The 26,840-nt window shown below is 61.8% G+C and carries 32 protein-coding genes; 15 read left to right on the forward strand and 17 right to left on the reverse strand.

Annotated elements, in window-relative coordinates; genetic code table 11:
• The first annotated feature begins 4 nt into the window (after positions 1 to 4).
• The 5 genes from QQL79_RS02095 (at position 5) to QQL79_RS02115 (ending at position 4,692) form a co-directional block, all read left to right on the forward strand.
• Positions 5 to 832: a carbohydrate ABC transporter permease gene (locus QQL79_RS02095; RefSeq protein WP_284387448.1), complete on the forward strand. Its 828-nt coding sequence runs from the start codon at positions 5 to 7 to the stop codon at positions 830 to 832.
• 5 nt (positions 833 to 837) lie between these two features.
• Positions 838 to 1,905 (forward strand): ABC transporter ATP-binding protein, encoded by a 1,068-nt coding sequence (locus tag QQL79_RS02100; protein ID WP_284387449.1) that lies wholly within the window; start codon positions 838 to 840, stop codon positions 1,903 to 1,905.
• Between the two features lie 92 nt (positions 1,906 to 1,997).
• Positions 1,998 to 2,876 carry a sugar phosphate isomerase/epimerase family protein gene (locus QQL79_RS02105; protein WP_284387452.1) on the forward strand — a complete coding sequence of 293 codons (879 nt, stop codon included), beginning with the start codon at positions 1,998 to 2,000 and terminating at the stop codon, positions 2,874 to 2,876.
• Positions 2,873 to 3,904 carry a Gfo/Idh/MocA family protein gene (locus QQL79_RS02110; protein ID WP_284387454.1) on the forward strand — a complete coding sequence of 344 codons (1,032 nt, stop codon included), beginning with the start codon at positions 2,873 to 2,875 and terminating at the stop codon, positions 3,902 to 3,904. Before QQL79_RS02105 ends, QQL79_RS02110 begins: the two co-directional genes overlap by 4 nt.
• The gene (locus tag QQL79_RS02115) at positions 3,901 to 4,692 is read left to right on the forward strand and encodes a hypothetical protein (RefSeq protein WP_284387456.1); all 792 of its coding nucleotides are present in this window, start codon (positions 3,901 to 3,903) and stop codon (positions 4,690 to 4,692) included. The genes QQL79_RS02110 and QQL79_RS02115 overlap by 4 nt, the downstream gene beginning before the upstream one ends.
• A gap of 80 nt (positions 4,693 to 4,772) precedes the next feature.
• Here QQL79_RS02115 and QQL79_RS02120 read toward each other — a convergent pair whose 3' ends face one another.
• Positions 4,773 to 5,663, reverse strand: coding sequence for a metallophosphoesterase family protein (locus QQL79_RS02120; RefSeq protein WP_284387457.1), 891 nt, complete (start codon positions 5,661 to 5,663; stop codon positions 4,773 to 4,775).
• Positions 5,664 to 5,773: 110 nt separating this feature from the next.
• Between QQL79_RS02120 and QQL79_RS02125 the strand changes: the two genes are divergently transcribed.
• Positions 5,774 to 6,250 (forward strand): NUDIX domain-containing protein, encoded by a 477-nt coding sequence (locus QQL79_RS02125; RefSeq protein ID WP_284387459.1) that lies wholly within the window; start codon positions 5,774 to 5,776, stop codon positions 6,248 to 6,250.
• 171 nt (positions 6,251 to 6,421) lie between these two features.
• Here QQL79_RS02125 and QQL79_RS02130 read toward each other — a convergent pair whose 3' ends face one another.
• Both QQL79_RS02130 and QQL79_RS02135 read right to left on the reverse strand, forming a co-directional pair.
• Positions 6,422 to 7,381 (reverse strand): glutathione S-transferase family protein, encoded by a 960-nt coding sequence (locus QQL79_RS02130; RefSeq protein ID WP_284387460.1) that lies wholly within the window; start codon positions 7,379 to 7,381, stop codon positions 6,422 to 6,424.
• A gap of 16 nt (positions 7,382 to 7,397) precedes the next feature.
• Positions 7,398 to 7,739, reverse strand: a complete 342-nt coding sequence (locus QQL79_RS02135; RefSeq protein ID WP_284387461.1) for a hypothetical protein — start codon at positions 7,737 to 7,739, stop codon at positions 7,398 to 7,400.
• On the opposite strand from QQL79_RS02135, the gene QQL79_RS02140 reads away from it, so the two are divergent.
• The 3 genes from QQL79_RS02140 to QQL79_RS02150 all read left to right on the forward strand — a co-directional run bounded on the left by QQL79_RS02140 (position 7,738) and on the right by QQL79_RS02150 (position 10,178).
• Positions 7,738 to 8,301, forward strand: a complete 564-nt coding sequence (locus QQL79_RS02140) for a GNAT family N-acetyltransferase (protein ID WP_284387463.1) — start codon at positions 7,738 to 7,740, stop codon at positions 8,299 to 8,301. The genes QQL79_RS02135 and QQL79_RS02140 overlap by 2 nt on opposite strands.
• A gap of 72 nt (positions 8,302 to 8,373) precedes the next feature.
• Positions 8,374 to 9,000: a CoA pyrophosphatase gene (locus tag QQL79_RS02145; RefSeq protein ID WP_284387465.1), complete on the forward strand. Its 627-nt coding sequence runs from the start codon at positions 8,374 to 8,376 to the stop codon at positions 8,998 to 9,000.
• The gene (locus QQL79_RS02150; RefSeq protein ID WP_284387466.1) at positions 8,997 to 10,178 is read left to right on the forward strand and encodes a CCA tRNA nucleotidyltransferase; all 1,182 of its coding nucleotides are present in this window, start codon (positions 8,997 to 8,999) and stop codon (positions 10,176 to 10,178) included. The genes QQL79_RS02145 and QQL79_RS02150 overlap by 4 nt, the downstream gene beginning before the upstream one ends.
• A 58-nt stretch (positions 10,179 to 10,236) precedes the next feature.
• Here QQL79_RS02150 and QQL79_RS02155 read toward each other — a convergent pair whose 3' ends face one another.
• The 4 genes from QQL79_RS02155 to QQL79_RS02170 all read right to left on the reverse strand — a co-directional run bounded on the left by QQL79_RS02155 (position 10,237) and on the right by QQL79_RS02170 (position 13,016).
• A complete protein-coding gene (locus QQL79_RS02155) occupies positions 10,237 to 10,434 on the reverse strand; it encodes a DUF1059 domain-containing protein (RefSeq protein WP_284387468.1) in 198 nt (65 codons plus the stop codon).
• Between the two features lie 62 nt (positions 10,435 to 10,496).
• Positions 10,497 to 11,642, reverse strand: coding sequence for an AAA family ATPase (locus QQL79_RS02160; RefSeq protein WP_284387470.1), 1,146 nt, complete (start codon positions 11,640 to 11,642; stop codon positions 10,497 to 10,499).
• A gap of 10 nt (positions 11,643 to 11,652) precedes the next feature.
• Positions 11,653 to 12,549 (reverse strand): oxygen-dependent coproporphyrinogen oxidase, encoded by an 897-nt coding sequence (hemF, locus tag QQL79_RS02165; RefSeq protein WP_284387472.1) that lies wholly within the window; start codon positions 12,547 to 12,549, stop codon positions 11,653 to 11,655.
• Positions 12,546 to 13,016, reverse strand: a complete 471-nt coding sequence (locus QQL79_RS02170; RefSeq protein ID WP_284387474.1) for a tRNA (cytidine(34)-2'-O)-methyltransferase — start codon at positions 13,014 to 13,016, stop codon at positions 12,546 to 12,548. The genes hemF and QQL79_RS02170 overlap by 4 nt, the downstream gene beginning before the upstream one ends.
• Positions 13,017 to 13,263: 247 nt before the next feature.
• Between QQL79_RS02170 and petA the strand changes: the two genes are divergently transcribed.
• From petA to QQL79_RS02195, 5 genes are all read left to right on the forward strand, one after another.
• On the forward strand, positions 13,264 to 13,794 hold the full coding sequence (gene petA, locus QQL79_RS02175; RefSeq protein ID WP_370461168.1) for a ubiquinol-cytochrome c reductase iron-sulfur subunit: 531 nt from the start codon (positions 13,264 to 13,266) through the stop codon (positions 13,792 to 13,794).
• A 14-nt stretch (positions 13,795 to 13,808) separates the two neighbouring features.
• A complete protein-coding gene (locus QQL79_RS02180; RefSeq protein WP_284387478.1) occupies positions 13,809 to 15,059 on the forward strand; it encodes a cytochrome b in 1,251 nt (416 codons plus the stop codon).
• A gap of 17 nt (positions 15,060 to 15,076) precedes the next feature.
• Positions 15,077 to 15,922 carry a cytochrome c1 gene (locus tag QQL79_RS02185; RefSeq protein WP_284387482.1) on the forward strand — a complete coding sequence of 282 codons (846 nt, stop codon included), beginning with the start codon at positions 15,077 to 15,079 and terminating at the stop codon, positions 15,920 to 15,922.
• A gap of 139 nt (positions 15,923 to 16,061) precedes the next feature.
• On the forward strand, positions 16,062 to 16,256 hold the full coding sequence (locus QQL79_RS02190; RefSeq protein ID WP_284387483.1) for a hypothetical protein: 195 nt from the start codon (positions 16,062 to 16,064) through the stop codon (positions 16,254 to 16,256).
• Positions 16,257 to 16,289: 33 nt separating this feature from the next.
• The gene (locus tag QQL79_RS02195; RefSeq protein ID WP_284387485.1) at positions 16,290 to 16,823 is read left to right on the forward strand and encodes an adenine phosphoribosyltransferase; all 534 of its coding nucleotides are present in this window, start codon (positions 16,290 to 16,292) and stop codon (positions 16,821 to 16,823) included.
• 164 nt (positions 16,824 to 16,987) lie between these two features.
• Here QQL79_RS02195 and QQL79_RS02200 read toward each other — a convergent pair whose 3' ends face one another.
• The 8 genes from QQL79_RS02200 to QQL79_RS02235 form a co-directional block, all read right to left on the reverse strand.
• The gene (locus tag QQL79_RS02200; RefSeq protein WP_284387487.1) at positions 16,988 to 17,389 is read right to left on the reverse strand and encodes a GFA family protein; all 402 of its coding nucleotides are present in this window, start codon (positions 17,387 to 17,389) and stop codon (positions 16,988 to 16,990) included.
• An 87-nt stretch (positions 17,390 to 17,476) separates the two neighbouring features.
• A complete protein-coding gene (locus QQL79_RS02205; protein ID WP_284387489.1) occupies positions 17,477 to 17,869 on the reverse strand; it encodes a VOC family protein in 393 nt (130 codons plus the stop codon).
• 103 nt (positions 17,870 to 17,972) lie between these two features.
• Positions 17,973 to 18,149: a hypothetical protein gene (locus QQL79_RS02210; protein WP_284387491.1), complete on the reverse strand. Its 177-nt coding sequence runs from the start codon at positions 18,147 to 18,149 to the stop codon at positions 17,973 to 17,975.
• Between the two features lie 362 nt (positions 18,150 to 18,511).
• Complete coding sequence (locus tag QQL79_RS02215) at positions 18,512 to 19,531, reverse strand: TerC family protein (RefSeq protein WP_284387492.1); 1,020 nt, start codon at positions 19,529 to 19,531, stop codon at positions 18,512 to 18,514.
• 196 nt (positions 19,532 to 19,727) lie between these two features.
• Positions 19,728 to 20,072: a hypothetical protein gene (locus QQL79_RS02220; protein WP_284387493.1), complete on the reverse strand. Its 345-nt coding sequence runs from the start codon at positions 20,070 to 20,072 to the stop codon at positions 19,728 to 19,730.
• Positions 20,073 to 20,103: 31 nt separating this feature from the next.
• Positions 20,104 to 20,661: a MaoC family dehydratase gene (locus QQL79_RS02225; RefSeq protein ID WP_284387495.1), complete on the reverse strand. Its 558-nt coding sequence runs from the start codon at positions 20,659 to 20,661 to the stop codon at positions 20,104 to 20,106.
• Entirely contained in the window at positions 20,658 to 21,137 is a 480-nt protein-coding gene (locus QQL79_RS02230) for a MaoC family dehydratase (protein ID WP_284387496.1), read from the reverse strand. Before QQL79_RS02230 ends, QQL79_RS02225 begins: the two co-directional genes overlap by 4 nt.
• A gap of 64 nt (positions 21,138 to 21,201) precedes the next feature.
• A complete protein-coding gene (locus tag QQL79_RS02235) occupies positions 21,202 to 22,074 on the reverse strand; it encodes an AraC family transcriptional regulator (RefSeq protein WP_284387498.1) in 873 nt (290 codons plus the stop codon).
• 80 nt (positions 22,075 to 22,154) lie between these two features.
• Here QQL79_RS02235 and QQL79_RS02240 point away from each other — a divergent pair, with 80 nt between their 5' ends.
• Positions 22,155 to 23,609: an alpha-glucosidase/alpha-galactosidase gene (locus tag QQL79_RS02240; protein WP_284387500.1), complete on the forward strand. Its 1,455-nt coding sequence runs from the start codon at positions 22,155 to 22,157 to the stop codon at positions 23,607 to 23,609.
• A gap of 169 nt (positions 23,610 to 23,778) precedes the next feature.
• Here the strand turns inward: QQL79_RS02240 and QQL79_RS02245 are convergent, their stop codons facing one another.
• Both QQL79_RS02245 and QQL79_RS02250 read right to left on the reverse strand, forming a co-directional pair.
• The gene (locus QQL79_RS02245; RefSeq protein ID WP_284387502.1) at positions 23,779 to 25,146 is read right to left on the reverse strand and encodes an alpha-glucosidase/alpha-galactosidase; all 1,368 of its coding nucleotides are present in this window, start codon (positions 25,144 to 25,146) and stop codon (positions 23,779 to 23,781) included.
• A gap of 15 nt (positions 25,147 to 25,161) precedes the next feature.
• Complete coding sequence (locus QQL79_RS02250; RefSeq protein WP_284387504.1) at positions 25,162 to 26,829, reverse strand: ABC transporter ATP-binding protein; 1,668 nt, start codon at positions 26,827 to 26,829, stop codon at positions 25,162 to 25,164.
• Positions 26,830 to 26,840: the final 11 nt, after the last annotated feature.

Below are 26,840 nucleotides of genomic sequence, written 5' to 3' on the forward strand. Positions count from 1 at the left end.
TGCCATGACCAATGACACGCTGCTCAAGCGCTGGGGTCTGACTGGGGCGATGACGGTCATCGTGCTGCTGGTGAACCTGCCAATCATCCTGCTGATGCTCAATTCCCTGCAGACGACCGAGCAGATCCTGGCCTCGCGCAGCATCATCCCAGCCAGCTTCACCCTCGCCAATTACGAGGGCCTGACCAATACGCCGTTCTTCACCTATTTGCGCAATTCGCTGATCGTCTCGCTTGGCGCGACGGCGTTCAGCGTTACCGCGGCGGTGCTGGCCGGCTATGCCCTATCGCGCTTCCGCAATGGATTGCTCGACGCCTACTCGACCGCATTGTTCGCAGTGCAGATGTTTCCCATCATCCTGGCCCTGATCCCGCTCTTCCTGCTGTTCCGGCCGCTGGGCTTCATCAACTCGCCGGTGTCGGTCATCATCGTCTATGCGGTGGTCAACTTGCCCTTTGTCACCTGGATGGCGCGGAGCTATTTCGACACCATTCCGCGCGAGCTCGAGGAAGCGGCGCTGATCGATGGCTGCGGCCACATCGAAGCCTTCATCCGCATCGTTCTGCCGCTGTCGGGACCAGGCCTTGCCGCAGTGTCGATCTTCGCTTTCCTCTTTTCCTACAATGAGTTCTTCGTCGCCAATGTGTTCCTGCGGACCACCGAGGCCATGACATTGCCGGTGGGCATCCAGATGTTCATGCAGCAGTTCTCGACCGACTGGGGCAGTCTGATGGCAGCAGCAACGCTGACCATGATGCCGACGCTGATCCTTTTCCTCTTCGTCCAGAAATTCATCACCCATGGCGCTATCGCCGGTGGCGTGAAGGGATAATTCAAATGGCTTCACTCACGATTAAATCGGCCAGGAAGAACTACGGCACAGTGCCGGTGCTGCATGGCGTGGATGTTGATATCAAGGATGGGGAATTCCTCATCCTGGTCGGCCCCTCGGGCTGCGGCAAGTCCACCCTGCTGCGCATGATTGCCGGGTTGGAATCGATCACCGGCGGCACGATCATGATCGGCGACCGCGTGGTCAACGACCTGCCGCCCAAAGCGCGCGATATCGCCATGGTGTTCCAGTCTTACGCGCTCTACCCGCATATGACTGTCGCGCAGAATATGGGTTTCTCGCTCAAGCTGGCCCGTCGTCCCAAAGCCGAGATCGACGCCGCTGTCCGCAAGGCGGCTGACATCCTGGCGCTGGGGGAGTTGCTCGAGCGCACGCCCAAGCAGCTTTCGGGTGGGCAGCGCCAGCGCGTTGCCATGGGTCGCGCCATTGTGCGTAATCCCGCAGTGTTCCTGTTCGATGAACCGCTGTCCAATCTCGACGCCAAGCTGCGCGTGCAGATGCGGGCCGAGATCAAGGAACTGCACCAGCGGCTCGGCACCACAATCGTCTACGTTACCCACGACCAGATCGAGGCCATGACCATGGCCGATCGCATCGTGGTCATGCATGGCGGCGTAGTGGAACAGATCGGGCGCCCACTCGATCTCTACGACAAGCCGTCCAACCTGTTTGTCGCCGGTTTTATCGGCTCGCCATCGATGAATCTCATCGACGGCACCGCGGAAACGGCCGGCAGCTTCGCCACTGCCTCCGGTGCCACTATTCCGGTCCCTGGCCTCACCGCGCAACAAGGCGCGAGCCTGGTCCTGGGCGTTCGTCCGGAACATCTGGAACTGGCAGCTGCCGGTTCGGAGGGCGCCATGGCAGGGCAGGTGGTTGTCACCGAACCCACGGGATCGGAAACCCAGGTCACGCTGCGCATTGGCAAGTCCGACCTGCTGGCACTGTTCCACAGCCGCATCGAGGTCCAGCCGGGCGACACCATCCACATCCGCGTGCTGCCGGGCAAGGCGCACCTGTTCGACAAGGCGTCCGGCCGGCGGCTGGACTGACAAGTCAACGGCCGGATCGTCCTCCCGGCCGTTCCGGGACGCGCTTTTCTCCCGGAGCGCGTCCCGCCCCATTCCTAATGAAAGATATTCGCATGACCCAAATGGCCTATAATCCGCTCTCCTTCTCGCTCACCGCCGAAGGCTGGAAGCCGGAGCTCGCCCCGCCTCTCCCCACCATCCTGACCATCGTCAAGAATGCCGGCTATGACGGCATCCACGCCGAAGTCCCGCAGGGCAGCACCGCCGCCGCTTATGCCACGCTGCTGGGCGATCATGGCCTCAAGCCGGCGCCGGGCTATTTCCAGTCCAACTTCGCCGACGCCGCGGCCTTGCCGGCGACCATGGAGGCGGCCCGCAAGGCGGCCGCCGATCACGCCGTTCTGGGCCTCGACCGCATCTTCATCGCCGAACAGTTCGGGGCCAATCCGGCTCGCATTTCTACGCCGGCCGTGGGCGTGGGCAGCAATCCCGAAACCCTGGCCCGCATTGCCGATGGCCTTGGCAAGGTGGCCGCTGCCATGGCGGCGGAAGGCGTCATTCCTTGCCTCCATGCCCATGTCGGCACGCAGATCGAGACTGTTGCCGAGACCGATTTCGTGCTGGACCGCGTTGGTGCCGACATCTTGCTGGTGGGGCCCGATACTGGCCACCTCAGCTGGGCGGGCGCTGATCTCAATGACTTTTTGAGGAGGCACGCTTCCCGCGTCGGCGCCGTACATATCAAGGACTACCGCAAAGCGGTGGCCGATGACACGCGCGCGGCAGGCAAAGGCTATCACGATGCCGGCGCTGCCCACATCTGGACCGAACCGGGTCGTGGCAGCATCGATCTCGACGGCGCGCTCAAGGCGCTTGGCGGCTTTAATGGCTGGTTCGTCGTCGAGGTCGACATTGCCGACCAGCCGACGGTGGAGGAAAGCGCCCGCGTTGCAGCGCAGTGGCTGCGGCCCCGCCTTGAGGCCCGGTCATGAACCCGATCGGCATCGGCTTTATCGGCGGCGGTCCTGTCACGCAGGCCATCCACCTCCCGGCCATCGCCACGCTGGGTGGGCAGTTCCGGACTATTCGCGTGATGGACGTCAATCCGGTGGTGGCCGATGAGGTCGCCGCTCGCTACGGCGCGGTTGGCTCGACCGACGCTACCCCCATCTATGAAGACCCCGCGGTTGAGGTCGTGGCCATCTGCAGTCCCAATGCCTTTCACGCCGACCAGGTGATTGCCGCCTGCCGTGCCGGCAAGAAAGCGGTGCTGTGCGAGAAGCCGCTCGCTGTCTCCAAGGCCGAAGCCGAGATGATCCGGGATGCTGCCAAAGCCAGCGGCACGGTGATCTTCGTGGGTACCATGCATGCCTATGATCCGGCCTATCTCGCGGCCCGCGCGGCATGGCGGGCCAGCGGCGATACGGCCGTGCAGGTGCGCAATGGCATCTTCCTGCCGACCAATGACGTGTTCACCGATCAGGCAACACAACTGGTCCCCGTGCCACCCATACCCCGGCCTTCGGGGCCACCCGATCTGGCGATGAAGCAGGCCATGATGCGGGGCGCCATGCTGGGCCTTGCCATCCACAATATCCCGCTCGTCCGGGACTTCCACCCCGAAGTGGGTACTCTGGAACTCGCACAATTCCTGCCGCCATTCGGCTACACGCTGGTCAGCGCCGCCAATGGCTCGACCGCCGAGCTGAGCGGAATGATGCCGGGGCAGTGGCCGCCGAAATGGACCTTCGAAGTGCTCGGCAAGACCCATTGCCTGCGGGCGGATATGCCACCCTCCTATGTCATGGCCGGCTCGGCCCGCGTGGAGCTGGCCGGTCCCGATGGCACGCAGGTCTTCCAGTCCGGCGTCAATGGCTACCAGGCACTCTGGCAGGCCATTGCCGGCACCGTCCGCGGCGGCGCCGAGCCCCCCATCGATCTCGATACAGTCATCGCCGATCTTGGCTTCGCCCTCGATCTTGCCGATGGCATTGATCGGCTGCTGGAGGCAGCGGCATGAACAGTTTTCTGACCGTCCGGGCCTTCGGCTCGCTTGATCTCGACCATGCCGCAACCATAGCCAGCCTTCCTGCCAGTCTTCGGGTGGTCGGCGCGGGGCAGGCTGATATCGCAACCACGACACCAGACCTGAGATCCATCACGGCGGCCCTTGCGGTCTCGCCGAAAGGATTGGTGGTGACGCAGCCAGCTTTGCTCGACGACGCCGCGATCGGCATCCTGGGCGAGGCTGCCGTTCCGGTGTTCCCGGCTCTGGCGCTGGCGCCGAGGCTGCGCTTGCTCGATACCGGCGCGACCCTTGCCTCAGCAGGTCTTGTGCGCAGTCGTTTGAGCTGGCGCGGCACGATACATGAGGTGCTGCTGGAGCACCTTGCCGGTCTTGAGGCCGTGCTTGGGCCGATATCGAAGGTGCGCATTCTGGCCAGCTCAGACAATGGACACATCGGCACGGCGCAGACCCAGGGTGGTATTGTCGTCAATTGGTCGGGCCGTATTGACACCGGCCAGTCCGACTATGAACTGGATATTATCGGCCTATCCGAGCGGCTTGAAGTGAGCGGTGTCCTGGACGGTTCGGCGCGTCCTTTGCTGGTTCGTCATGGTACTGCCGGCGGGCTTCAGCAACCGCACGGCATATTCGAGACAGGCCTCCGCTGCTTCTGGCGTGCGGTCGTGTCCGACCTCACGGAGGGCAAGGCGGCGCCCCGCTGGCCGGACCTGAGCCGGCTACACGCTTTGGCGCGCGAACTTGCGGCACTCAGCTCAGTGCACGGAGAGGATGCAGCATGAGAGGAACCCTCAAGCCGATTTTCGATAGGTGGGTTGCGTGCCCAATGCCAAAACCAATCGAACGATAAGTCCGAAGGTGCTCAGTAGATTCGCATTTGCAGGCGCATGACGATGTCCGAGCCGAGGCGCTGGAAGCCGTATTCACGCATGGTGCAGGTCCAGCCCTCGCCGGATTTTTCGATGCGGAAGAGGTTGTAGCGCGCCGGATCGTCCAGCGTGCCGCCCTGTGCCGCGCTGGCAGCGGCGACGCCAACTACGGGGACTTCGTGGTTTTTGCCCGGAATGGAATGGATCGAGGAGCGGTGGGTGTGCCCGTGCAGGATCAGCTCCGCACCGTGTTCGGCAATCACCTGGCGGAACAGTTTGTGACCCTTGAGCCCGAAAGAGGGGTGCTGCAATTCAGCATTGGGCGGGTGATGGATGAGCACGGTGCGGAAATAACCCGCATCGCCCATGGCCTTGAGAATGCGGCTCAGCCGGTCGGCCTGTTTTTCCTCGAACCGCCCGATAGCAAGGAAAGGGCGTGTCGGCACGGCGCTTGAGCAGGAGATGACGGCCAGTTCGCCAACCCGCCGCACGAAGGGGAAAGCGGCTCCGTCCAGCGTTTCGCCTCTGAGATAGTTGCCCCATTGCTTTTGGGCTTCCTCCAGCGCGCCAGGCACATAGGCGTCGTGATTGCCAGGGCAGACTGCGATGCGGTCCGGGCTGCCCAGGGCTTCCAGCCATTTGCCGGCGCGTTCGATCTCAATATCGAGCGCCAGGTTGGTCAGATCGCCCGTTACTGCCGTAAAATCGGCATTCTGGGCCTGCATATGGGCAACCAGGCTCGCCAGCGTCTCGCTATTGAGCTCGCCATGCCGCTTGATCTTCCAGTTGAGAAAGCCGGTCAGCCGCTTGCCGAACAGATCGCGCAGGGCGATGTCGGGCATGGGCGAAAGGTGGATGTCGGAAATATGGGCGAGGGTGATCATTATGGGCGTAATGCCAGAAGGGGAGGGGCAAGAAAACGGGCAATCGCCTGTAACGTCAATTTTGTCGTCATCAAAGCTCTGCTACCGATAGGGCGAAAACGGAGCCAGCGATGCAGATGAATCGATTCCAGCAGGTGCGCGCCAAGGTCTTCCTGACGCTCAAGGGCCTTTGGCACAGGATGACGATAGGCGCCCGCATCATGCTGGTGGATGGGGACAAGGTGTTCCTGATCCGCCATACCTATGTGCCCGGCTGGCAATTCCCTGGCGGGGGCGTGGATCCTGGGGAAACCATGGAAGCGGCGGCGCGACGCGAGGCGCTGGAAGAAACCGGCTATCGGGTGACCGGACCGGTCGAGCTGTTCGGCATCTATCATAATGCGAGCCCGGTGACCGATCGCGATCACGTCGCCTTCTATGTCGCCAAGACCCACACGCTGGAGCGCGCCTTCAAGCCGAACCGGGAGATAGCCGAGGCCGGCTGGTTCGATCGCAAGGCGCTGCCGCAGGGGGTGACCCCGGCGACATCACAGCGGATCGATGAATATTTCGATGGGCAGCCCAAGCGGGAGATTTGGGGGTATTAAGGGCGGTTCTTTCCTTCTCCCCTCGTGGGAGAAGGTGCCCCGAAGGGGCGGATGAGGGGCGCTTCCACGGGCATTAAAGCATGGGATGGCGCAGGACCCCTCACCCTGACCTTCCGCTGAACGCGTCAGGTCGGTCCCTCTCCCACAAGGGGAGAGGGTAGAAAGGGGCGCTCACTTCAAAAACGGCAATTCCGGCCCAACCGGAATAATCCGCGTCGGATTAATAGTGATGTGGCTCCAATAATAATGCGTGCGGATATGGTCGAGATCGACCGTCTCCTTGACGCCGGGAACCTCGTAGAGCGCCTTGAGGTAGTGGCTGAGATTGGGATAGTCGGCGATGCGGCGGCGGTTGCATTTGAAGTGGCCGACATAGACCGCGTCGAACCGAACCAGCGTGGTGAATAGCCGCCAATCGGCCTCGGTGATGGTGTCGCCCGTGAGATAGGCGGTTTCGCCCAATAGGCCTTCGACCCAGTCCAACGCCTCGAACAGCTTGGCGACCGCCTCGTCATAGGCCTCCTGCTTGGTGGCAAAGCCGGCCTTGTAGACGCCATTATTGATGTCGTCATAGATGCGGGCATTGATCGTATCGATCTGGGCGCGCAGGGCTTCGGGATAATAGTCGTCGGTATTGCCGGTCAGCTCGTCGAAGGCCGAGTTGAACATGCGGATGATTTCCGAGCTTTCGTTGGAGACAATCGTGCCGGTCTGTTTGTCCCAGAGCACAGGCACGGTGACGCGGCCGGTATAGTCCGGCACGGCCTTTGTATAGACCTGCCAGAGGAAATCCTTGCCCAGCAGGCTGTCGCCGGTCGAGCCTTCGTCGGTCTTGAAGCTCCAGCCGGTTTCGTCGGGCATTTTGGGCGAGACGACCGAGACGGTGATCAGGTCTTCGAGATTTTTGAGCTTGCGGAAAATCAGTGTGCGATGCGCCCACGGGCAGGCCAGCGACACATAGAGGTGGTAGCGGCCCGCCTCGGCCTTGAAGCCGCCTGTGCCCGATGGGCCGGTGCTACCGTCCGCGGTGATCCAGTTGCGGAACCCGGCCTGGCTGCGTTCGAATTTGCCGCCTGTCTTCTTGGTATCATACCATTGGGTGGACCATTTGCCGTCGATCAATTGTCCCATGATCGTACCCTTTCCGTCATGTTGTCGTCTCGTTTGCGCGGTCTAAATCCGCGTGTCGAATGCTTTGCCATGCAGATAGCGCCTGGCGACGCAAAGGATAAGAACGCAATGGCGCGACGAACCGTTGTGCATATTGAACACAGAGCCGGCCGAAGGTCTTGAAATTCTTCGGCGCCACAATACCTTTCTGTTTACGCGAGGCCCCCTTGGTGCTAATGCGATTTTCAGGCGTGGAGGCGCCCAGGATGGCAAAGGTTTTGCTGGTGACACGACGACCGTAAGCGGTCCTTGAAGCGGTGCCCTTGGGGCGCCGGATTTGTCCTACGCGTTCCATCCTCTGGATCTTGGATCTTGTCATGAGCCTTCATTCTGCGCCTTCGGCTGCGGCCGCTGCTGTCTCCGCTTCGCCCGTTCGGGTCCCCAGTGTTCGTTATGCAACCGATGCCGATGATGCGTTCATCGAGGAATTGCAGGCTATTGCCTTTGGCCCGGGCCGGTTTGCCCGCACGGCCTTCCGCATCCGCGAGCGGTTCCCGATCGACAGGAGCCTGAGCCTCGTCGCCGAGGTGGACGGCACTGCATGCGGTTCGGTCTGGATGACCCCGATCAGCATTGGCGGCATCAATGGCTGGATGCTCGGACCGCTGGCGACCCATCCCAATTTCCGTAAGCTTGGCGCCGGCAAGCTCCTGGCCCGCGAAGTGACCAAGCGCGCCTTGGCGCGGGGCGATGGCCAATTCGTCATGCTGGTGGGTGACCGCGACTATTATTGCCCGCTCGGCTGGGAGCCGACCACGCTGGGTGCCATAAAGTTCCCAGGGCCGGTCGATCCGACCCGCGTGCTGCTCTATTCCGAGGACAAGTCTTTGGCGACGACGCTGACCGGGTCGATTGCGGCCTGGCGGCGCAAAGACGCCTAGCGCGATAAAAGGGATGCAGGGGCGGGCATGCTCGCTTAAGCTCCTGCTTCCGATTTGATTTCCTGGTGCCTCTTGTCGCTGGACGCTTCCGTCATCGATGATCTTGCCGCGCGGCTGCTGGCTGATCCGCCTGCCTTGCCGGCGCCCGATCAACTGGTGCCGGACTGGTTGCCCGAGCGTAGCTTCGATCGTCCGCCAGTGCCTGCAGCGGTGTTGATCGCCCTGATTCGGCGGCCCGAGGGGCATACCGTACTCTATACCGAGCGTTCGCCCGACCTGCGGGCGCATTCCGGCCAGGTGGCCTTTCCCGGCGGCAAGGTAGACGCGGCCGATAGCGATGCCGCCGCCGCGGCACTGCGCGAGGCCTATGAAGAAGTCGGGATGCGGCGCAGGGATGCCCGTATTCTGGGCTTCATGCCGACCTATTTCACCGGCACGAACTATCTGATCACGCCGGTCGTGGCCGAAGTCGAGCCCAGCGGGCCCTTTGTTCCCAATCCCGGCGAAGTGCATTCGGTGTTCGAAGTGCCGCTGCAGCGGATTCTTGATCCCGAGAGCTATGGCCGGTTCCGTATCAAGCGGAATGGCAAGGAGCACAGCACCTGGCAGATCGACCATGACGGGCATGTCATCTGGGGCATTACGGCCAATTTGACCCGCCAGTTTCGTGATCTGGCGCTGGGCGAGGCTGTGCCGTGAGCCCGGAGGAGCGGCTGGCGCGGGCCGAATGGCTGGTGCGCCCGGAAACGCAGGCGATTTTCGCTGCGCTTGATGGCGACAAAGGCCGCACGCGGGCAGTTGGCGGCGTGGTGCGCGATACCCTGTTGGACCGCGAGCGGGACAATCCAGACATTGACCTTGCGACCGAGTTGAGCCCCGAGGAGGTCATCGCGCGGGCCGAGGCCAATGGCATTGCTCATTATCCCACCGGAATCGACCATGGCACGGTGACGCTGAAACTGGGCGAGACACTGGCCGAGGTCACCACGCTGCGGCGTGATGTCGAGACCGACGGCCGCCACGCCATTGTCGCCTTCGGCACCGATTGGGCCGAGGATGCGGCGCGGCGCGATTTCACGCTCAATGCGCTTTATTGCGGCGCCGATGGCGCCCTGTTCGATCCATTGGGCGGCATCAACGATGCCCTTAACGGCCGTATCCGTTTCATCGGCGATGCTGCCGGGCGCATCGCGGAAGATGGTTTGCGCGTCTACCGCTTCTTCCGGTTTTCGGCGAGCCATGGCGGGGAAAAGCTCGATGCCGACGGGCTTGCGGCCTGTGCCGCCGCGGTGGGGCAATTGGGGCACCTATCGGCCGAACGCATTGGCGCCGAAATGCTGCGCATGCTCGCGTTGCCCGATATCGCGCAAACGCTTGGCGCCATGGCCGCGATAGGTCTGATCGCGGTCGATGCAGATCAGCTCAGGACACTCAAGGCCTATGAGGAACTGGGCGGCTTTTCCTCTGCCACGCGGCTGGCCGTGTTCATCGGCGGGCGGGACGCAGATGACCTCCAGAAGCAGTGGCGGCTCTCGAACGAGGTCATGCGGGCGGCGCAGACCGTTGCTGGTGCCGCCGACACGGTGGAAGAAGATCGGCTGGGCGAGGCGGCTTACCGCTTCGGGGAAGCGGCCGTCGAAGGATTGGCATTGGCGGCGGCGCGGGGCGGTTGGAAGACCGACCGGCTCGCCGAGGCCGCTCGTTCGCTGGCGGCGGTGCAATTGGTGCCATTTCCGATTTCCGGAAACGACCTTGCCGGCCTCGGCATGAAACCGGGACCGGCCCTGGGTCAGGAACTGGCGCGCCTTGAACGCCTCTGGATCGATAGCGGTTTCGCGCTGGACCGGGAGGCGCTGCTGGCGCAGGTCAGGCGTTGAGCTTTTGTTTGTCGCGTGATCGAACCGGAAAAGTCTGCAACTTTTCCTGATCAGGCTCCTAGTGCTTGGTCGCCTTGGGCGCGTCGATATCGACGATGCGCTCCTTGATGCGCTCAATCATATCGGGGCGCACTTCGGTTTCGCCGTGCAGGGTCTTGAGATTTTCGACCGCGCGGCGAACCACCTCGGCTTCGCTCTCGGCCTCGGCATGCCAGGTGGAGCCGGGGATCAGTGAGCCCGAATCAAAGCGTTTCATCTGCATCTCCCTTGGTTTGAGCAGTGGGAGGGAACGTGCGAGGCAGGCGAGGGGTTCCGCTCTCAATCGTCGGCAAAAACCCCGACCTGGCTCAATCCTTCAAGCCAGGTGCCGCCATTTTTGCGGATCACTTCGCGCGGCAGGATGCCGGTTTCGGCGGCGATGGCGTCCGACAGCACGGTGGAATGGGTGACCACCCAGACCTGGCTGCGCTCAGCCGCCTTGGCGATCACGCGCGCAAGCGCAGGCAGCAATTCAGGGTGCAGGCTCGATTCGGGTTCGTTGAGCGCGATCAGTGGCGGCAGGCGATAGGACAATAGCGCGCCCATCAGCGCCAAAAATTGCAGTGTGCCGTCCGACAGTTCGGCCGCCCCGAAGGCGCGCTTGGGCATGTCGGGGAAGGTCAGGGTGAAACTGGCATTTTCTTCCGGAACCGGCACGTCGAGCTGCGCACCGGGAAAGGCGTCTTCGATAGCGTGGTCGAGGTCGACGGTGTCCTGCCGGATATGGCGCAAAGTGGCGAAAACTGCTGCAAGGTTTGATCCATTGGCATCCAGAAAGGGTGCCGCGACTGCCAATCCTGGCCGGCGAATGGGCGAGGTCGCATCGGTGCGGAAGCTGTGAAAGAAGCGCCAGGCGGAGAGTGTTTCGCGCACGGCGTCGATTTCGGGATAGCCGCGCAGCGCCGAGAGTGCTGTTTCGCTGGCCAGCAGATTGTCATCGGCCAGCACGCGGCGGCCCTCATTGTCGCGCGCCCAGACCGAGCCTTGCTTGCGCTCCATCAGCACGACGGGGCGCGGACCTTGCTTCAGCGTCAGCCGCTCCGCCTTGATCTGGGCTTCGAGCGGGAAGGCCGCGGCGGTTGGGACGCGGAAACCGATCTCTATTTCGTAGCTGGGGGCAAAGCCGAGCTCGAGGGAATAGTTGTGCGGTCCGCTCCCGACATCCTCCAGCGATACCGAAAGGACCAGCCGTGGCGCTTCGCCGGCCTTGCGTTCGCCAGCCCAGAACACCGAGCCCAGCCCGCCATCCCGCGCAATATCGAGCGCCAACGTGCCGGTGGCGGCGGATTGGACCAGTTCTAGCCCGCGATAGAGATTGGTCTTGCCCACACCATTGGCCCCGACCAGCACGGAAAGCTGGCGCACGGGGAAGTAGATTGACCGGACCGAACGATAGCCGGCGATATGGATATCGGTCAGGCCCATGGCATCTCGTTTACGGCCAGCGCACTTCAGGCGGCATGGAGGACAGGATCGAGTTCACATTGCCCCCGGTCTTGAGGCCGAATGTGGTACCGCGATCGTAAAGCAGGTTGAATTCCACATAGCGGCCGCGCCGGATCAGTTGTTCGTTGCGGTCGGCCTCGGTCCATTCCGTTTCGTAATTGCGGCGCACCAGTTCGGGGTAAATGCCCAAGAATGCTTCCCCGACTGCCTTGGTGAAATCGAAATCGGCGGCCCAATCGCCCGAATTATGGTGGTCGTAGAATATGCCGCCCACGCCGCGATGCTCATTGCGGTGTGGCAGGAAGAAATATTCGTCGCACCAGTCTTTGTAGCGCTGGTAATCGACGCCGGGTCGGTTCTCACAGGCGCTGCGCATGGCCGCGTGGAAATCCAGCGTGTCGCGGTCTTGCTGGCTGCGGCGGCGATCGAGTACGGGCGTGAGATCAGCCCCGCCGCCGAACCATTGCTTGCCGGTGACGATCATGCGCGTGTTCATATGCACGGCCGGAACATGGGGGTTCCAGGGGTGCACGATAAGCGAGATGCCTGAACTCCAGAACTGGGCGCCCGCCTCGGTACCCGGCATCTGCTTGGCGAAGTCGGCCGAGAACTCGCCGTGAACGGTCGAAATATGGACGCCCGCCTTCTCGAAGACGCGGCCATGGAGCATGGACATTTCCCCGCCCCCGCCGGCGGCGCGATCCCAGGGGGTGCGCTCGAATTTCCCCGGGGGCAGGTGGCTATTGGGGCCGGCTACATCGGCCTCCAACTGCTCGAAAGCGGCACAAATCCGGTCGCGCAGGGTGCGGAACCAGGCGGCTGCTGTGGTTTTCTTGTCGGCGATATCGGCGGGAAGAGTCATGGTGGAAGTGAAATGAACCGTCATTGCAGCCCTGTAAACCCATCGGTCTGTCTTTTTGCTTCCCCCAGGATAAGCGTTGCCGCCAGCGCCACATTGATCGAGCGCAAACCGTCACGCATCGGAATGCGGACCCGCAAGTCGGCGATATCGGCCACTGTGTCCGGCACGCCGGCGCTTTCGCGGCCGACCATGAGGATATCATTGGCCTCGTATTGTGCCTGATAGGCCGACAAGGTGGCCTTGGTGCTGAGCAATACAAGTCGGCGGCTTTCGGCCTGGCGCCATTGCTCGAAGGCGGCAAAGCCGGTGTGCTCGTGCACCGTAGCGTGATCCACATAGTCGAGGCCGGCGCGGGCCAGCGATTTGGCCGAGAAGGGGAAACCGGTCGGATGGATGATGTGAATGGTGGTGCCCAGGCAGGCGCCGAGCCGGATCAGCGTGCCGGTATTGTTGGCGATATCGGGCTGATAGAGGGCAAGTTCTACGGCCATGTGGTCCTCGGACTGGGTGGTATCGGGGCTGTCGGCCGGGGACTTTTCGGCCCCTCGCGGCAATCGACCTGGGAATAGTGTCGCACTTGATCCATGTCATTGCCGGGCGCACTGGACAAGTTCCTGTGACAGTGCAAAAAGAACCCCGGACTGACGGGCCGCTTGAGGGTGGACGGCGGCTGATTCCGCTTATGCGTGAGGAGCCTCGCCGCTACCGGCCGCGTCGGGCGTGTATTGTACGGGGATCGTGACCTTGGCTACGCAAGCAGAACATTCATCGACGCGGCGGGATTTCCTGTATGTCGCAACTGGCGCCGTTGGCGCCGTGGGTGCGGCGGCAGTGGTCTGGCCGCTCATCAACCAGCTCAATCCCGATGCGTCGACCCTGGCGCTGGCCAGTATCGAGTTCAATCTCGCCAACATTCCTGAAGGCCAGTCGGTGACCATCACCTGGCGTGGCCTGCCGGTCTTCGTGCGGCACCGCACCCAGGCCGAGATCGATGAGGCCAAAGCGGTTCCGCTGGCTGATCTCAAGGACCCCGAGACCGACGAGCAGCGCACCAAGCCTGGCCACGAACAATGGCTGATCATGATTGCCAATTGCACCCATCTTGGTTGTGTGCCGATCGGCCAGTCGGGTGATTTTGATGGCTGGTTCTGCCCCTGCCATGGTTCGCACTACGATAGTGCCGGCCGTATCCGCAAAGGTCCCGCACCCAAGAATCTGGTGGTGCCGCCTTATGAATTCATCAGCGATACGCTGGTCCAGATCGGTTAGTGGGGGCTTTTCCGATGTCAGAACATTCGACTTACGTTCCGGGGAACGCCGCCGAGAAGTGGCTCGACGAGCGCCTGCCCGTCGTCAGGTTTGCCAAAGAGCACCTGATGGATTTCCCCACGCCGAAGAACCTCAACTACTGGTGGACCTTCGGCGCCATCCTGGTTTTGTGCCTGGGCGTGCAGATCGTCACCGGCATCATTCTTGCGATGCATTATACGCCCAATGTGGCGCTGGCCTTTGACTCGGTTGAGCATATCCGCCGTGACGTCAATGGCGGCCGCATCATCCAGGCAGTCCACTCGGTGGGCGCTTCGATGTTCTTCGCGGCCCTTTATATTCACATCTTCCGTGGCCTGTTCTTCGGTTCCTACAAGGCGCCGCGCGAGATCCTGTGGATCCTGGGCGTCGTCATCTTCATCCTGACCATGGCCACCGCCTTCATGGGCTATGTGCTGCCTTGGGGTCAGATGAGCTTCTGGGGCGCCACGGTTATCACCAATATCTTCTCGGCCATCCCGGTGGTCGGCGAGAGCCTGCTGCAGCTGCTGCGCGGTGGTTTTGCCGTGGGCAATCCCACGCTCAACCGCTTCTTCTCGCTGCATTACCTGCTGCCGTTCATCATCGCGGCGGTCGTGGTGCTGCATATCTGGGCGCTGCACGTGCCGGGCAACAACAACCCGATCGGCGTCGAGGTCAAGGACAAGCGCGATACCGTGCCCTTCCATCCGTATTATACGATGAAGGACCTGTTCGCGATGGTGCTGTTCATGATCCCGTTCGCGTGGTTCGTGTTCTTCGCCCCCGACATCCTGGGCCACCCGGACAATTACATCCAGGCTAACTCGCAGGTCACCCCGTCGCACATCGTGCCGGAATGGTATCTGCTGCCCTTCTACACCATCCTGCGCGCCGTTGATTTCAACGTGCTGTTCATCAACTCGCAGCTTGGCGGCGTGATCGCCATGGGTCTGTCTATGCTGGCGCTGCTGCTGGTGCCGTGGCTGGATACCGGCAAGGTCCGCTCGGGCAGCTTCCGCCCGATGTTCAAGTGGTTCTATGCCCTGTTCGTGCTGGACTTCATTGCCCTGGCCTATCTGGGGGCGCAGGAGGCCATCGAGCCCTACACCACGCTGGCCAAGGTCTGCACCGGCTACTACTTCCTGCACTTCTTCGTCATCCTGCCCGTACTGTCGCGCATCGAGGTAGCCAAGCCGTTGCCGACCAGCATTTCCGAGAGCGTTCTCGGCAAGGCACATTCGTGAAAGGCGGGGCAGGTTCAATGTTGAAGATCAAGACCATCATCGCTGCCATCGCCATTGCCGCCGGCATGGCGGCAGCACCGGCAATCGCGGCCGAAGGCACGGCACCACCTGTCGAAAAGCAGAGCTGGAGCTTTGCCGGTATTTTCGGCACCTATGACGAAAACCAGCTACAGCGCGGTTTCCAGGTGTTCCGCGAAGTCTGCGCCAATTGTCACAGCGCCCGGCTGCTGGCGTTCCGTAACCTCGGCGAAGACGGCGGCCCCGGCTTTACCGAAGGCCAGGTCAAGGCGCTCGCGGCCGAATATGAAGTGGCCGATCCGACCGCCGAAGGCGGCGTTCGTCCCGCCGTTGCGGCCGATCGCTGGCCCTCGCCCTTCGCAACCGATCAGGATGCACGCGACGCCAATGGCGGCACCGTGCCCCCCGATTTCTCGGTGCTGGCCAAGGCTCGTGGTGTCAAGGATGCCTTCCCCTGGTGGATCACCAATTACTTCACCGGCTATTCGGAAGGCGGCCCGGATTATATCCACGCGCTGCTGAACGGCTATCACGATGAAGCGCCTGAAGGGTTCGAGCTGCCCGAGGGCAAGTTCTACAACGACTATTTCCCCGGCCACTCCATTGGCATGGGGCCCCCGCTGCAGGACGATCTGGTGGCCTATGAAGCCGCCGAGGGCCAGGAGCCGGTGCCGATGACTGTCGAGCAATATTCGCACGACGTCGCTGCCTTCATGATGTGGCTGGCCGAGCCGGGCCTGGTTTCCCGCAAGGAAACTGGTTTCAAGGTGCTGCTGTTCCTCATCGCCTTCGCGGGCTTGATGTATGCCACCAAGCGCAAGCTGTGGCAGGGTATCGAGCACTAAGGCTCGCTGAAATCCGGCAAAGGGCCCCAGCTGGGGCCCTTTGTTTTTTGCGGCGGTCACATCGGCTTCAGCCTCTTGCCAATTGGACGCGGGGCCGCAATATGATGGAACAAGCCAAATCAATCGCGAGGCAGCCGACATGTCCGCAGTTCGCATCGCAGTGACCGTCGTCAGCGCCGCCATCACTGTCAGCCGCCACCCGGTGGTGCGCGCCGGGGTGCAGGCCCTTGTCAGCAATCCCAAGACACGCGAAACCGCTATCGGCATTACACGCTCGGCCGCCTATAATGCTGGCGTGATCGCGCGGCACATCGTGGGCCGCCGCACTCCCTGATTTTCCAGACCATTTTCAATTTGCAGGATAGCGATGACGCTCGACCTCAAGGCCCTTGTGCGCACGATTCCGGACTATCCTAAAAAGGGCATCCTGTTTCGTGACATCACCACACTGATCGAGCATCCCGAGGGCTTCAAGGCGAGCATTGAGCAGGTGGCCGCGGCGCATCGCCATCTGGGCGTGACCCATGTGGCCGGTATCGAGGCGCGCGGCTTCATCTTCGGAGCGGGGGTGGCGATCGCGCTGGGCGTTGGCTTCATTCCCGTGCGCAAGAAGGGCAAGCTACCGGGCGAAACCATCGGGCAAAACTACGCGCTCGAATATGGCGTCGACACGATCGAAATCCATGCCGATGTGCTGGACAGCAACGACACGGTGCTATTGGTCGACGATCTCATCGCCACGGGCGGCACGGCCATTGCTGCGGTGGGCCTGTTGCGGCGCACCGGGGCCAGGGTGGCCAATGCCGCTTTCATCATCGACCTGCCCGACCTGGGCGGCGCAGCCAAACTCGAGGCCGAGGGCGTGGAAGTGTCGACGCTGATGGCGTTTCAGGGGCATTGAGGGGGCGGGCCGCTCGCATCAACTCCACTTGCCTTGCCCACAACGTCATTCGCGCGCAGGCGGGAATCCGCTCTTGCTAGGGCCCGCTGGGCGTAGAATGGATTCCCGCCTGCGCGGGAATGACGCCGCGGGCGGGGGAACAACGCGGCGCCCGCTCGCCCGCGCTACCAGCTATTCCGCCCATTCATCTGCTCGATTTTGATGGTCGACAGGTCCAGCCCGTCTACCAGCCGTAGATTGACGGCATAGGTGCGTGTGGTGGGGAAGCTGTTGGGATCGCCGTTCTTGGGCGTACCGTCGCTATTGTACATCGAGGCCCAGTCGGGTGAATCGCCCCAGGTCTGCATGCCGCAATTGCCGCAGAAATGGTGCTGGTTCATGCCGCCGCTGGCCGAATAGATCTTATCGTCCTGGGTGGAGAGCATTTTGAGCTCGCCTTCGCCGAAATACCCCCAGACCGCGCCGGTCCGGCCGCAGAAGCTGCAATTGCAGGTCTTGGCGGTGGTGGGCAGATGGGGCAGTTCGATTTTCGTCTGGCCGCAATGACAGGTGGCGATGAGGGACATGACAGAACTCCGTGCAGGTGATGAAGTCAGCCTATCCCGGCGTGCTGCCAGCCCGTGTCAGCAGTTTGGCCGTGCGCCGTACAGGGTTTATGCGGCCAGCGCCTCGCGCTGGTCCACCAGGCAGAACTGGTTGCCTTCGGGATCGCGCATCACCGTATAGGTGGGCAATACGCGCACCGTTTCGGCGCCTACTTGCTTGAGCCGTTCGACCTCGCCATTGCGATCGGCCACCTGGATATCGAAATGGACGCGATTGTTGTCGTAGCGGCGCCCTTCGACATTCTGGAAGCAGATGCTGGGACCGGGACCGTCGACCATCACGGTGGGGTCTGTATCGGGTGTGAACCCCAGTGCCGCCAGCCGGGCGATCTCTGCCTCGTCATAAGCGCGAACAGCATAGCCATCGAGCATTTCTGCCCAGAATTGGGCCAGCTTGGCCGGCTTGTCGCAATCGAACACGATTTCCTGGATGGCTCCCATGCCTTAGCTCCTGTGGTCGTTTTCTCGTTCGTTAAACCGAGATTAAGGCAAGACTGGGCTTGCGGGAAGGCCCGGCGCTTGCGCCGGGCCTGGGGAGGAGCTGCTATTGCCTGGTCTTGGCCAGCAAGGCCGCCAGCGGGGGCAGGGTGGCTGGTGCCTCCGGCTTCGGCTTCAGCGCCTTGGGCACCTCCTGTTTCTTGCCCGGCACGGCCGCACCATGGCGGGGGACATTATGAGCGGGCGTTACACGCACGGGGCGTTGGAACATGTTTTTGGGCATGACACAGCCTTTCGCTTTCCCACCCCGGCGCAACCGGCTCGGTAGTGGGATTGAAAATGTCGATGCGCGGGTCCGGTACAAGCAACCGCTACCGCGCGGCTAAGCGTGGTTTTGGGCGGACGCAGTGGGTGTCGTCAGGAGGGAAGGAGGCTTCAGGCCCCGGCTGGGCCGGCTGGCTGACGCGCAAGATCATGATCGCTCCGAACGGCATCCATAGTCTTTGCGCATGCATGGGCAGGCGGAAGACACTGACTGGGCGTCCTGAACGAATTTCAGATCATTTGGCGCGAGACCTCATCTTTGGAATGACCAAATCATAGGCAAAGAGACGCGCCGGCGTCAACCGCCGGCGCGTTGTGGCATTAAGGTTCGAGCTGGCCGGTTTTCGGCTGCTGTTCGGCTGAGATATCGGGCTCGTTGCGCGTCTTGTAGAGCGAGAAGATAATCCCGCCCGCCAGGATACTGATCGTCACAAGCAGCGAGAGCAATGTGTCGATATGGATGTGCAGCGGCACGAGGAAGATCTTGATACCCACCAGCACCAGAATGATCGCCAACGACACCTGCAGGTAGCGGAAGCGGTTCATCGCAGCGGCCAAGGCAAAGTAGAGCGAACGCAGGCCGAGAATGGCGAAGATATTGGACGTATAGACGATGAACGTGTCCTGCGTCACCGCGAAGACGGCGGGCACAGAATCCACCGCAAATACCAGGTCAACCACTTCCACCATGATCAGCGCCACGGCCAGCGGCGTCAGCCATAGAACGACCTTGCCGGTTTTGGGGTCGGGCTGCCTGACCGTGAAATTGCGGCCATGCAGTTGCTTGGTCACGCGGAAGCGCTTGGAGATGAACTGGAAGACCTTGTTTTCTTCCAGATTGGGTTCTTCGTCCTGGTGGGCGAACATGCGGATGCCGGTAAAGACCAGGAAGGCACCGAAGCCGAACAATATCCAGTTGAACTCGTTGACCAGCGCTGCGCCGAGGCCGATCAGGACCGCGCGGAACAGGATAACGCCCAGAATGCCCCAGAACAGCACGCGGTGCTGATAGATGCGGGGAATGGCGAGGAAGCCAAAAATGGTGGCGATGACGAACATATTGTCCATCGCCAGGCTCTGTTCGAGCAAATAGCCGGTATAGAATTCGAGACCGGCTTGCGCGCCGCGCTGCCACCACACCCAGCCACCAAAGGCCAGGGCAATAGCGACGTAGAAGCCGTAAAGTGTCAGGCTCTCCTTGGCGCCGATCTCGTGCTCGTCCTTGTGGAGGACACCGAGGTCGAAAACCAATAGAGCGATCACGATCGTGATGAACGCGATCCAAAAATAGACGGGGGTACCTAGAAAATCACCCGATAGGGCGGCAAGAAGCGATTCCATCGCCGGACCATCTCCATGAGAAAATTGGAGCAGCTCCGACATCGCGAGAGCATAAGTGCCCTCGCCAGAGGGGCCCGGCGCCGCGCTCTAATAATGCGCGTAGGGCGGGAGGAATTCAAGCCCCTCTATTTTTTGTCCAGCATGGGGAACTCCGATCGACGTCTTCCCGCCGAAAGGAGATGCAGATCATGGCTCGCTACCGGGGCGTACACAGCATGATGATGGCATCGGTGGTTTCCAGCTGTATCGCGACACCGTAATTGGGGTCGGGAATGATGCGTCCGGCCTGCACGTTGCGGGCAGCGCGCAGCGGGCCGTCGCTGAAGCCCACGCCGTCCTGATAGCCCATGATGGTTCCGGTGCCCGAGGAGGTATCGCCATAGGTGGTCGAGGCGAAGCCATAGACCGAGCCATAGATGGTCAGAATGCCCGCGCGGTTGGCGTTGCCGTCCCGGCATGACCAATTGCCCTGAAACTGTTGGGCCAGGGCGGGCGTGGTGGCAAGGGCGAGCAGGGCGGAGATAAGGGCGATTCGGCGCATGGCAGAACAGTGCCGATGGGCGCTGTCGCATTCAAGAGCGTCGCTTGAGCAATCCGCCGATCAGGGGCCAGCTGGTGAGCGCGAGCAACAGTCGCTGTCCCGCAGGTGCGCGATAGTCGCGCAATTTGGAAAAGCCGACCACCTCGGCGCGATAGACCAGTTCGCCGTGCTGATTGGTGGCTGTGATGGAATTGAACAACAGGCCCCAGCCAGGAATTGAGTTAGAGGCCCGCTTGTCGGTAACGACCAGCTCATAGCTTACCGTGTCGCCGGGGCGCACGGGCACTTTGAATTCCATGGTATTGACGCCCGGGGAGGGGCCGGAAGTGCCCGGTTCCTCGCCCAATCCGCGAAGGCGCTCCTCTTCGGCCTCCAGCGCGTCAACCATGCGGCGATGCCCGACGCTGACAGTGTGCCATCCGCTGGCGACTAAGCCGCCGAAATGGCTGTGCCTGGCCGCTTCTGGATCAAGGTGGAAATATTGCGGATCATAAAGGCTGGCAAAGCGCACGATTTCTTCGGCCGTGAATGTATGGCTGCCAAGGGGGAAGACCTCGTTCAGCGTGATATTCTCAAACCAGCGGGTCATGCTTCTGCTTCCGTGCCGCGCGTTTCGACCATATTGGCCAGGCGCATGGTCAGCACCGGCTTGCCCTTCTGGTTGCGGATGTCAAAGTCGAGCGTGACAATCCCCCATTGCGGGTGGGTGGCGGAGCGGCGCAGCTCGGCAATGGTCACCGTGCCGCCGATCGTATCGCCCACCATGACCGGGTTTTTCCATTTTAGGTTGGTAAAGCCCAGCCCGCCCGCCGAGGCGATTTTGTTGAGGAAGCTATCGACCAGCATGCGCAGGCTCAGTGCGCCGGTCTGCCAGCCGCTGGACGCCAGTCCACCGAGCAGCGACGCCTTGGCGGCGGCTTCATCGAGATGGAAGGGCAGGGGATCGAATTCGCGCGCGAAGGTCGTGATCATCTCGCGGGTCACTTTGGTCTGACCCAGGTCGATGATTTCGCCCATGGCGAGGTCTTCGAAGTGGCGGCGATCGCGGGTTACAGGATTGGTCATCGAACTTCCCTATACGTCAATGCCTTTTGCACCCTTTTGCCGGGTTGGGCAAGCGCCGGTGCGCCTAGATGCTGCTGGGTAAGCGACGGGCGGCGCGGTAGTCGACCGGCGTCATGCCGCGCAGGCGCCGGAAGGTCTTTGCCAGATAATTGGGGTCGCTAAAGCCCGTCAGCGCGGCGATGGTGGCGACATTCATGTCGGTGGCGACCAGCAGGCGCTCGATACGCTCAATGCGCTGTTCCTGCACGAAGGCCGAGGGGGCGCGGGCAGTGGCGATGGTGAACTGGCGGACGAAATGGCTCCGGCTCATCTCCGCCACCCTGGCAAGGCGGTCGACATTGAGGGGGCGGTTCAAATTGGCGTCGATATAGGTGACCACGCGGGCGATGGCGGGTGGCAGCGTGAAATCGGGCGCGGCGTCATTGCCGAATACACCGTCATGCAAGGCGGCCATAGCGCTATAGGCGGCGCTGGAGGCTTCGCCGGGGGAGATGGCCGGCTTGTCGATCAGTGTGTGGCAGGCTGCCGCCATGCGATCGATAATGCTGGGAGGCAGGGTGACCACCGGGCCGGCGGTATCGATGATTTCGCGGGCCAGGCGCAGAGCCTCGCGGCCGTTGAGGACAAGCCAAAAATACTCCCAGTGCTGGCCGCGTTCCAGCCAGTAGCGATGGGCATGCGGCAGGCTCAGGATCATGGTCTGGCCGGGTGTCAAACGATGCTGCGTGCCGGCGAAATCGAGCCGTCCCTCGCCGACCAGAGTATGCTGAATCACCAGGAACGGCGCGGTTCCGCGCTGCATCCCGTCCCAGGAGTAGACCTCGTTGATGCGCTGCTCATAACCGGCGCTGATCGCCATGCAATGCAGCGGGATGGGGCTCTTGGGGAGGGTTAGGGAGCGGACTTTGTGGCCGTAGTCCTGGAGCGTCTGGAGCACAAAATTACCCTTATTGGCATAACCTTTCTCTACTCCTTTACGGTGGCGGCGGCTAGTGGTGGTGTAACAGGAGGAATGTCATGTCATTCAAAGTTGCCGTCATCGGCGCCGGCTCGGTCGGCTTCACCAAGACGCTGATCTCGGATCTGCTCAAGGTCCCCGAATTTGCCGATTGCGAATTCGCGCTGACCGATATCAATCCGCACAATCTGGATATGGTCCACCAGATCATCGCCAAGATCGTTTCTGTCAATAATCTGCCGGCCAAGGTGACGGCGACGACGGATCGCCGTGCGGCGCTGACAGGCGCCCGCTATATCATGAGCTGCGTGCGGGTGGGCGGGCTTGAGGCCTTTGCGTCCGATATTTCCGTGCCGCTGAAATATGGTGTCGATCAATGCGTGGGCGATACGCTGTGTGCCGGCGGCATTCTCTACGGCCAGCGCAATATCCCGGTGATCCTCGAATTCTGCAAGGATATCAGGGAAGTGGCCGAGCCCGGCGCGGTGTTCCTCAACTATGCCAATCCCATGGCGATGAATACCTGGGCCGCCAATGCCTATGGCGGCGTGCAGACAATCGGGCTGTGCCATGGCGTGCAGCATGGCGCCCATCAGATCGCCCAGGTGCTGGGTGTCGCCGATAGCGAGCTGGACTATATCTGCTCGGGCATCAACCACCAGACCTGGTATATCGACATCCGCGCCAAGGGCCACAAAATCGAAAAGGACGAGCTGATCGCCGCTTTCGAGGCCCATCCGGTCTATTCCAAGCAGGAAAAGGTCCGCATCGACGTGCTGAAGCGCTTCGGCGTCTATTCCACGGAGTCCAATGGTCATCTCAGCGAGTACCTGCCCTGGTATCGCAAGCGCCCGGAGGAAATCTCCAAGTGGATCGACATGAGCGACTGGATCCACGGCGAAACCGGCGGCTATCTGCGCTATTCGACCGAGCGGCGGAACTGGTTCGAGACCGATTTCCCGATGTTCCTCGAACAGGCGGCCAAGCCGCTCGACCAGCACAAGCGCACCTCGGAGCACGCTTCCTACATTATCGAGGCGATGGAAACCGGCCGCGTCTATCGCGGGCATTTCAACGTCCGCAACAATGGCATCATCACTAATCTGCCGGATGATGCGATCATTGAAAGCCCCGGTTTTGTTGATCGTTTCGGCCTCAACATGGTGGAGGGCATCACCCTGCCGCTGGCTTGCGCCGCCACCTGCTCGGCCTCGATTTCGGTGCAGCGCATGAGCGTGGAGGCCGCCATGACCGGCGATATCGACCTGCTCAAGCTCGCTGTGCTGCATGATCCGCTGGTCGGCGCCATCTGCACGCCGGACGAAGTCTGGCAGATGGTGGACGAACTGGTTGTGACGCAGGCGCAATGGCTGCCGCAATACAAGGACGCCGTCCCCGCCGCCAAGGAACGCCTCGCCAAGGGCACCGTCAAGACCAAGGACTGGGACGGCGCCGCCCGCAAGAAGGTCCGCTCAGTGGAAGAACTGCGCGAAGTGGTCGGCGGACACCACTAGCCCAAAGGATTATCGACACACCTCCCGAAGCGGGCGCTCCAAGTGGGCGCCCGTTTTGGTTTTTGGGCAGCATAAAATTATCCTTGGCGCGGCCGGGGCAGCTCCAAAACCAAACGGCCCCAGCGCAGAGCGCCGGGGCCGCTTTTTGGAAGCAGGGGAGGTAGATGCGTCAGGCGACGCGCTGCTTCCGGGAGCCGCGGGCCCATTCGGGCAACCAGGTGCCATGGGCTTCGATGAGATCGTCGACCAGGTTCCAGATCTGGTCGAGATCGAGTTCGGCGGCGGTGTGGGGGTCCATCATCGCGGCATGGTAGATGTGCTCGCGGTTTTCCTCGATCAGCGCGCGAACGGTTAGTTCCTGGACGTTGATATTGGTGCGGATCAGTGCGGTCAGCTGGGGCGGCAGTTCGCCGATATAGGTGGGCTGCAGACCATTGCTGTCGACCAGGCAGGGCACTTCCACGGCCGCATTGTTGGGCAGGGAGGTGATGACGCCGTTATTGCGCAGATTGCCGTAGATCACCGAAGGTTCGCCCGTCCACACCGAATTGACGATGGAGGAGGCATATTCCTTGGACTGCTGAACCTCGATGCGGTCGGCGTTGCGGTAGTCCTCGGAGGTCTTCTTCCACTTGGCGATCTGCTCGACACAGCGCTTGGGATATTCGTCGAGCGGGATGCCGAACTTTTCGATGATGTCCTCGCGGCCTTCCTTGATGAAATAGGGTGTGTATTCGGCGAAGTGCTCGGAGCTTTCGGTGACGAAATAGCCCAGGCGCGTCATCATCTCGTAGCGCACCTTGTTGGGGCAGCGCGGGTTCCAGGTCGGCTTGGGGGCGCGGCCTTCGGCATAGGCCTTGAACAGATCGGGATAGAGATCCTTGTAGGAGCCATCGGGCTGGCGATGCTCGAACTTGAGGTAGAAGGCCATGTGGTTGATGCCGGCCGAGCGATAGCGGATTTCCTCGTAGGGAATTTCGAGATCGTGGGCCAGCTCCATCGCTGTGCCCTGCACGGAATGGCAGAGGCCGACCTGCTTGATGGTGGGGTATTTCTCGGAAATGGCCCAGGTATTGATGGCCATCGGGTTGACATATTGCAGCATGATCGCGTCGGGCGCGACTTCGAGCATGTCTTCGCAGATGCTCCACAGATGAGGCACGGTGCGCAGGCCGCGCATGATGCCGCCGACGCCGAGGGTATCGGCAATGGTCTGGCGGAGATTATACTTCTTGGGCACTTCGAAATCGACCACCGTCGAGGGCTCGTAGCCGCCGATCTGGAAGCAGACGACAACGAAATTGGTGCCGTCGAGAGCCTGGCGCTGGTTGGCATAGGTTTCGACCTTGGCCGGAACGCCAAGGGTGGCGACGAGCTTTTTGGCGATGACTTCGCTTTCTTCAAGCCGCGTGGGGTTGATGTCCATCAGCCGGATGGTGGCGCCTGCGAGCGCCGGGCGCTGCAGGATATCGCCGACAATGTTCTTCATGAACACGGCCGAACCGGCGCCGATGAATGTGATCTTGGGATTTGCCATAGGAATGCTCCAGTACTAGGCGGCTATTTCGAATGCGGCGCGGACCAGCCTTGCCGTATATTCGGTTTGGGGATTGGTAAGGACATCGGCGACCGGACCCTGTTCCACGATCTTGCCCCGCTGCATGACCATGACGCGGTGGCAGAGGGCGCGCACGACTTTGAGGTCGTGGCTGATGAACAGGTAGGAGAGGCCTTTTTCGTTCTGCAGCTTGCGCAGCAGATCGATGATCTGCGCCTGGACGGACAGGTCCAGCGCCGAGGTGGGTTCGTCCAGCAGGATGAATTCTGGCTCCAGCGCCACGGCGCGCGCAATGGCGATGCGCTGGCGCTGGCCGCCGGAAAACTCGTGCGGGAAACGGTTGAGAATGCCATCGGGCATGCCGGCATCCTTGAGCGCCTGGCGGACGCGATCGAGGCGTTCGCGGCCATTGGCGCCGATATTGTTGACGATCAGGCCTTCCTCGATGATCTGGCGGATCGACATGCGGGGATTGAGGCTCGCAAACGGATCCTGGAAGACGATCTGCATGCGGCTGCGCAGCGGGCGCATGGCGGCGCGGTCCTTGTCGTGGATCGGCTGGCCGTCGAAGTAGATTTCACCGCCCTGGTTGTTGATGAGCCGGATCAGGGCCTGGCCGAATGTGGTCTTGCCCGAACCTGACTCGCCCACAATGCCGAGGGTTTCGTGGCGGGAGAGCTTGAGATCGAGATCGTCGACGGCCTTCAGCTCGAAGAAATCGGGCTTGAAGAAGCCGCCGCGCTTGAGGGTGAAGGCGACCTTGACGCTCTTGCCTTCGAGCACAGTGTCATGCTCGCCGACCAGCGGATTGGCCGTGCCCTTGGGCTCGGAATTGAGCAGGTGCTTGGTATAGGCGTGCTGCGGATTGGCGAACAACGCTTCGGTCGCGTTGTGCTCCTGCACACGGCCGTTTTGCATCACATAGACATAGTCCGAGAACTGGCGGACCACGGTCAGATCATGGGTGATCAGGATCACCGCCATGCCGTATTTGTCCTTGAGGTCCTTGATCAGATTGAGAATCTGGGCCTGCACGGTCACGTCGAGGGCGGTGGTGGGTTCATCGGCAATCAGCACGTCCGGCCGGTTGGCGAGCGCCATGGCGATCATGACGCGCTGGCGCTGACCGCCCGAGAGCTGGTGCGGATATTGGCGCAACCGCGCGCCGGGATCGGGGATCTGCACTTCCTCGAGCAGCTTTTCGGCGCGCTCCATGGCCTCCTTGCGGGAGATGCGATTGTGCAGATGCAGGATTTCGCAAATCTGCTGGCCGATCGTATAGACCGGGTTCAGCGAGCTCATCGGCTCCTGAAAAATCATGGCAATGTCATTGCCGCGCAGCTTGCGCATATCGCGCTCGCTGGTGGCGACGACATCCTTGCCCGAGAGCGTGATGCGCGAATTGGGCAGGATGGTCGCCCGCTTGGTCAGAAGCTTCATCAGCGTGCGGGCCGTCACGGACTTACCCGAGCCGGATTCACCCACCAGAGCAATGGTTTCGCCCTTGTGCAGCTGGAACGAGACGTCGTGCACGGCGTTGACCACGCCGCCCTCGACCTTGAAATTGACCCCGATATTGCGGGCATCAAGGATCAGTTCGCGGCCATGGCTGCCCAGGTCGTGGCGGGTGTCGGAAACAGGCTTGCTGGTTGTGTTGGTCATTGGCCTGTTCC

It is taken from the genome of Devosia yakushimensis, from assembly GCF_030159855.1.
GTDB lineage: Bacteria > Pseudomonadota > Alphaproteobacteria > Rhizobiales > Devosiaceae > Devosia > Devosia yakushimensis.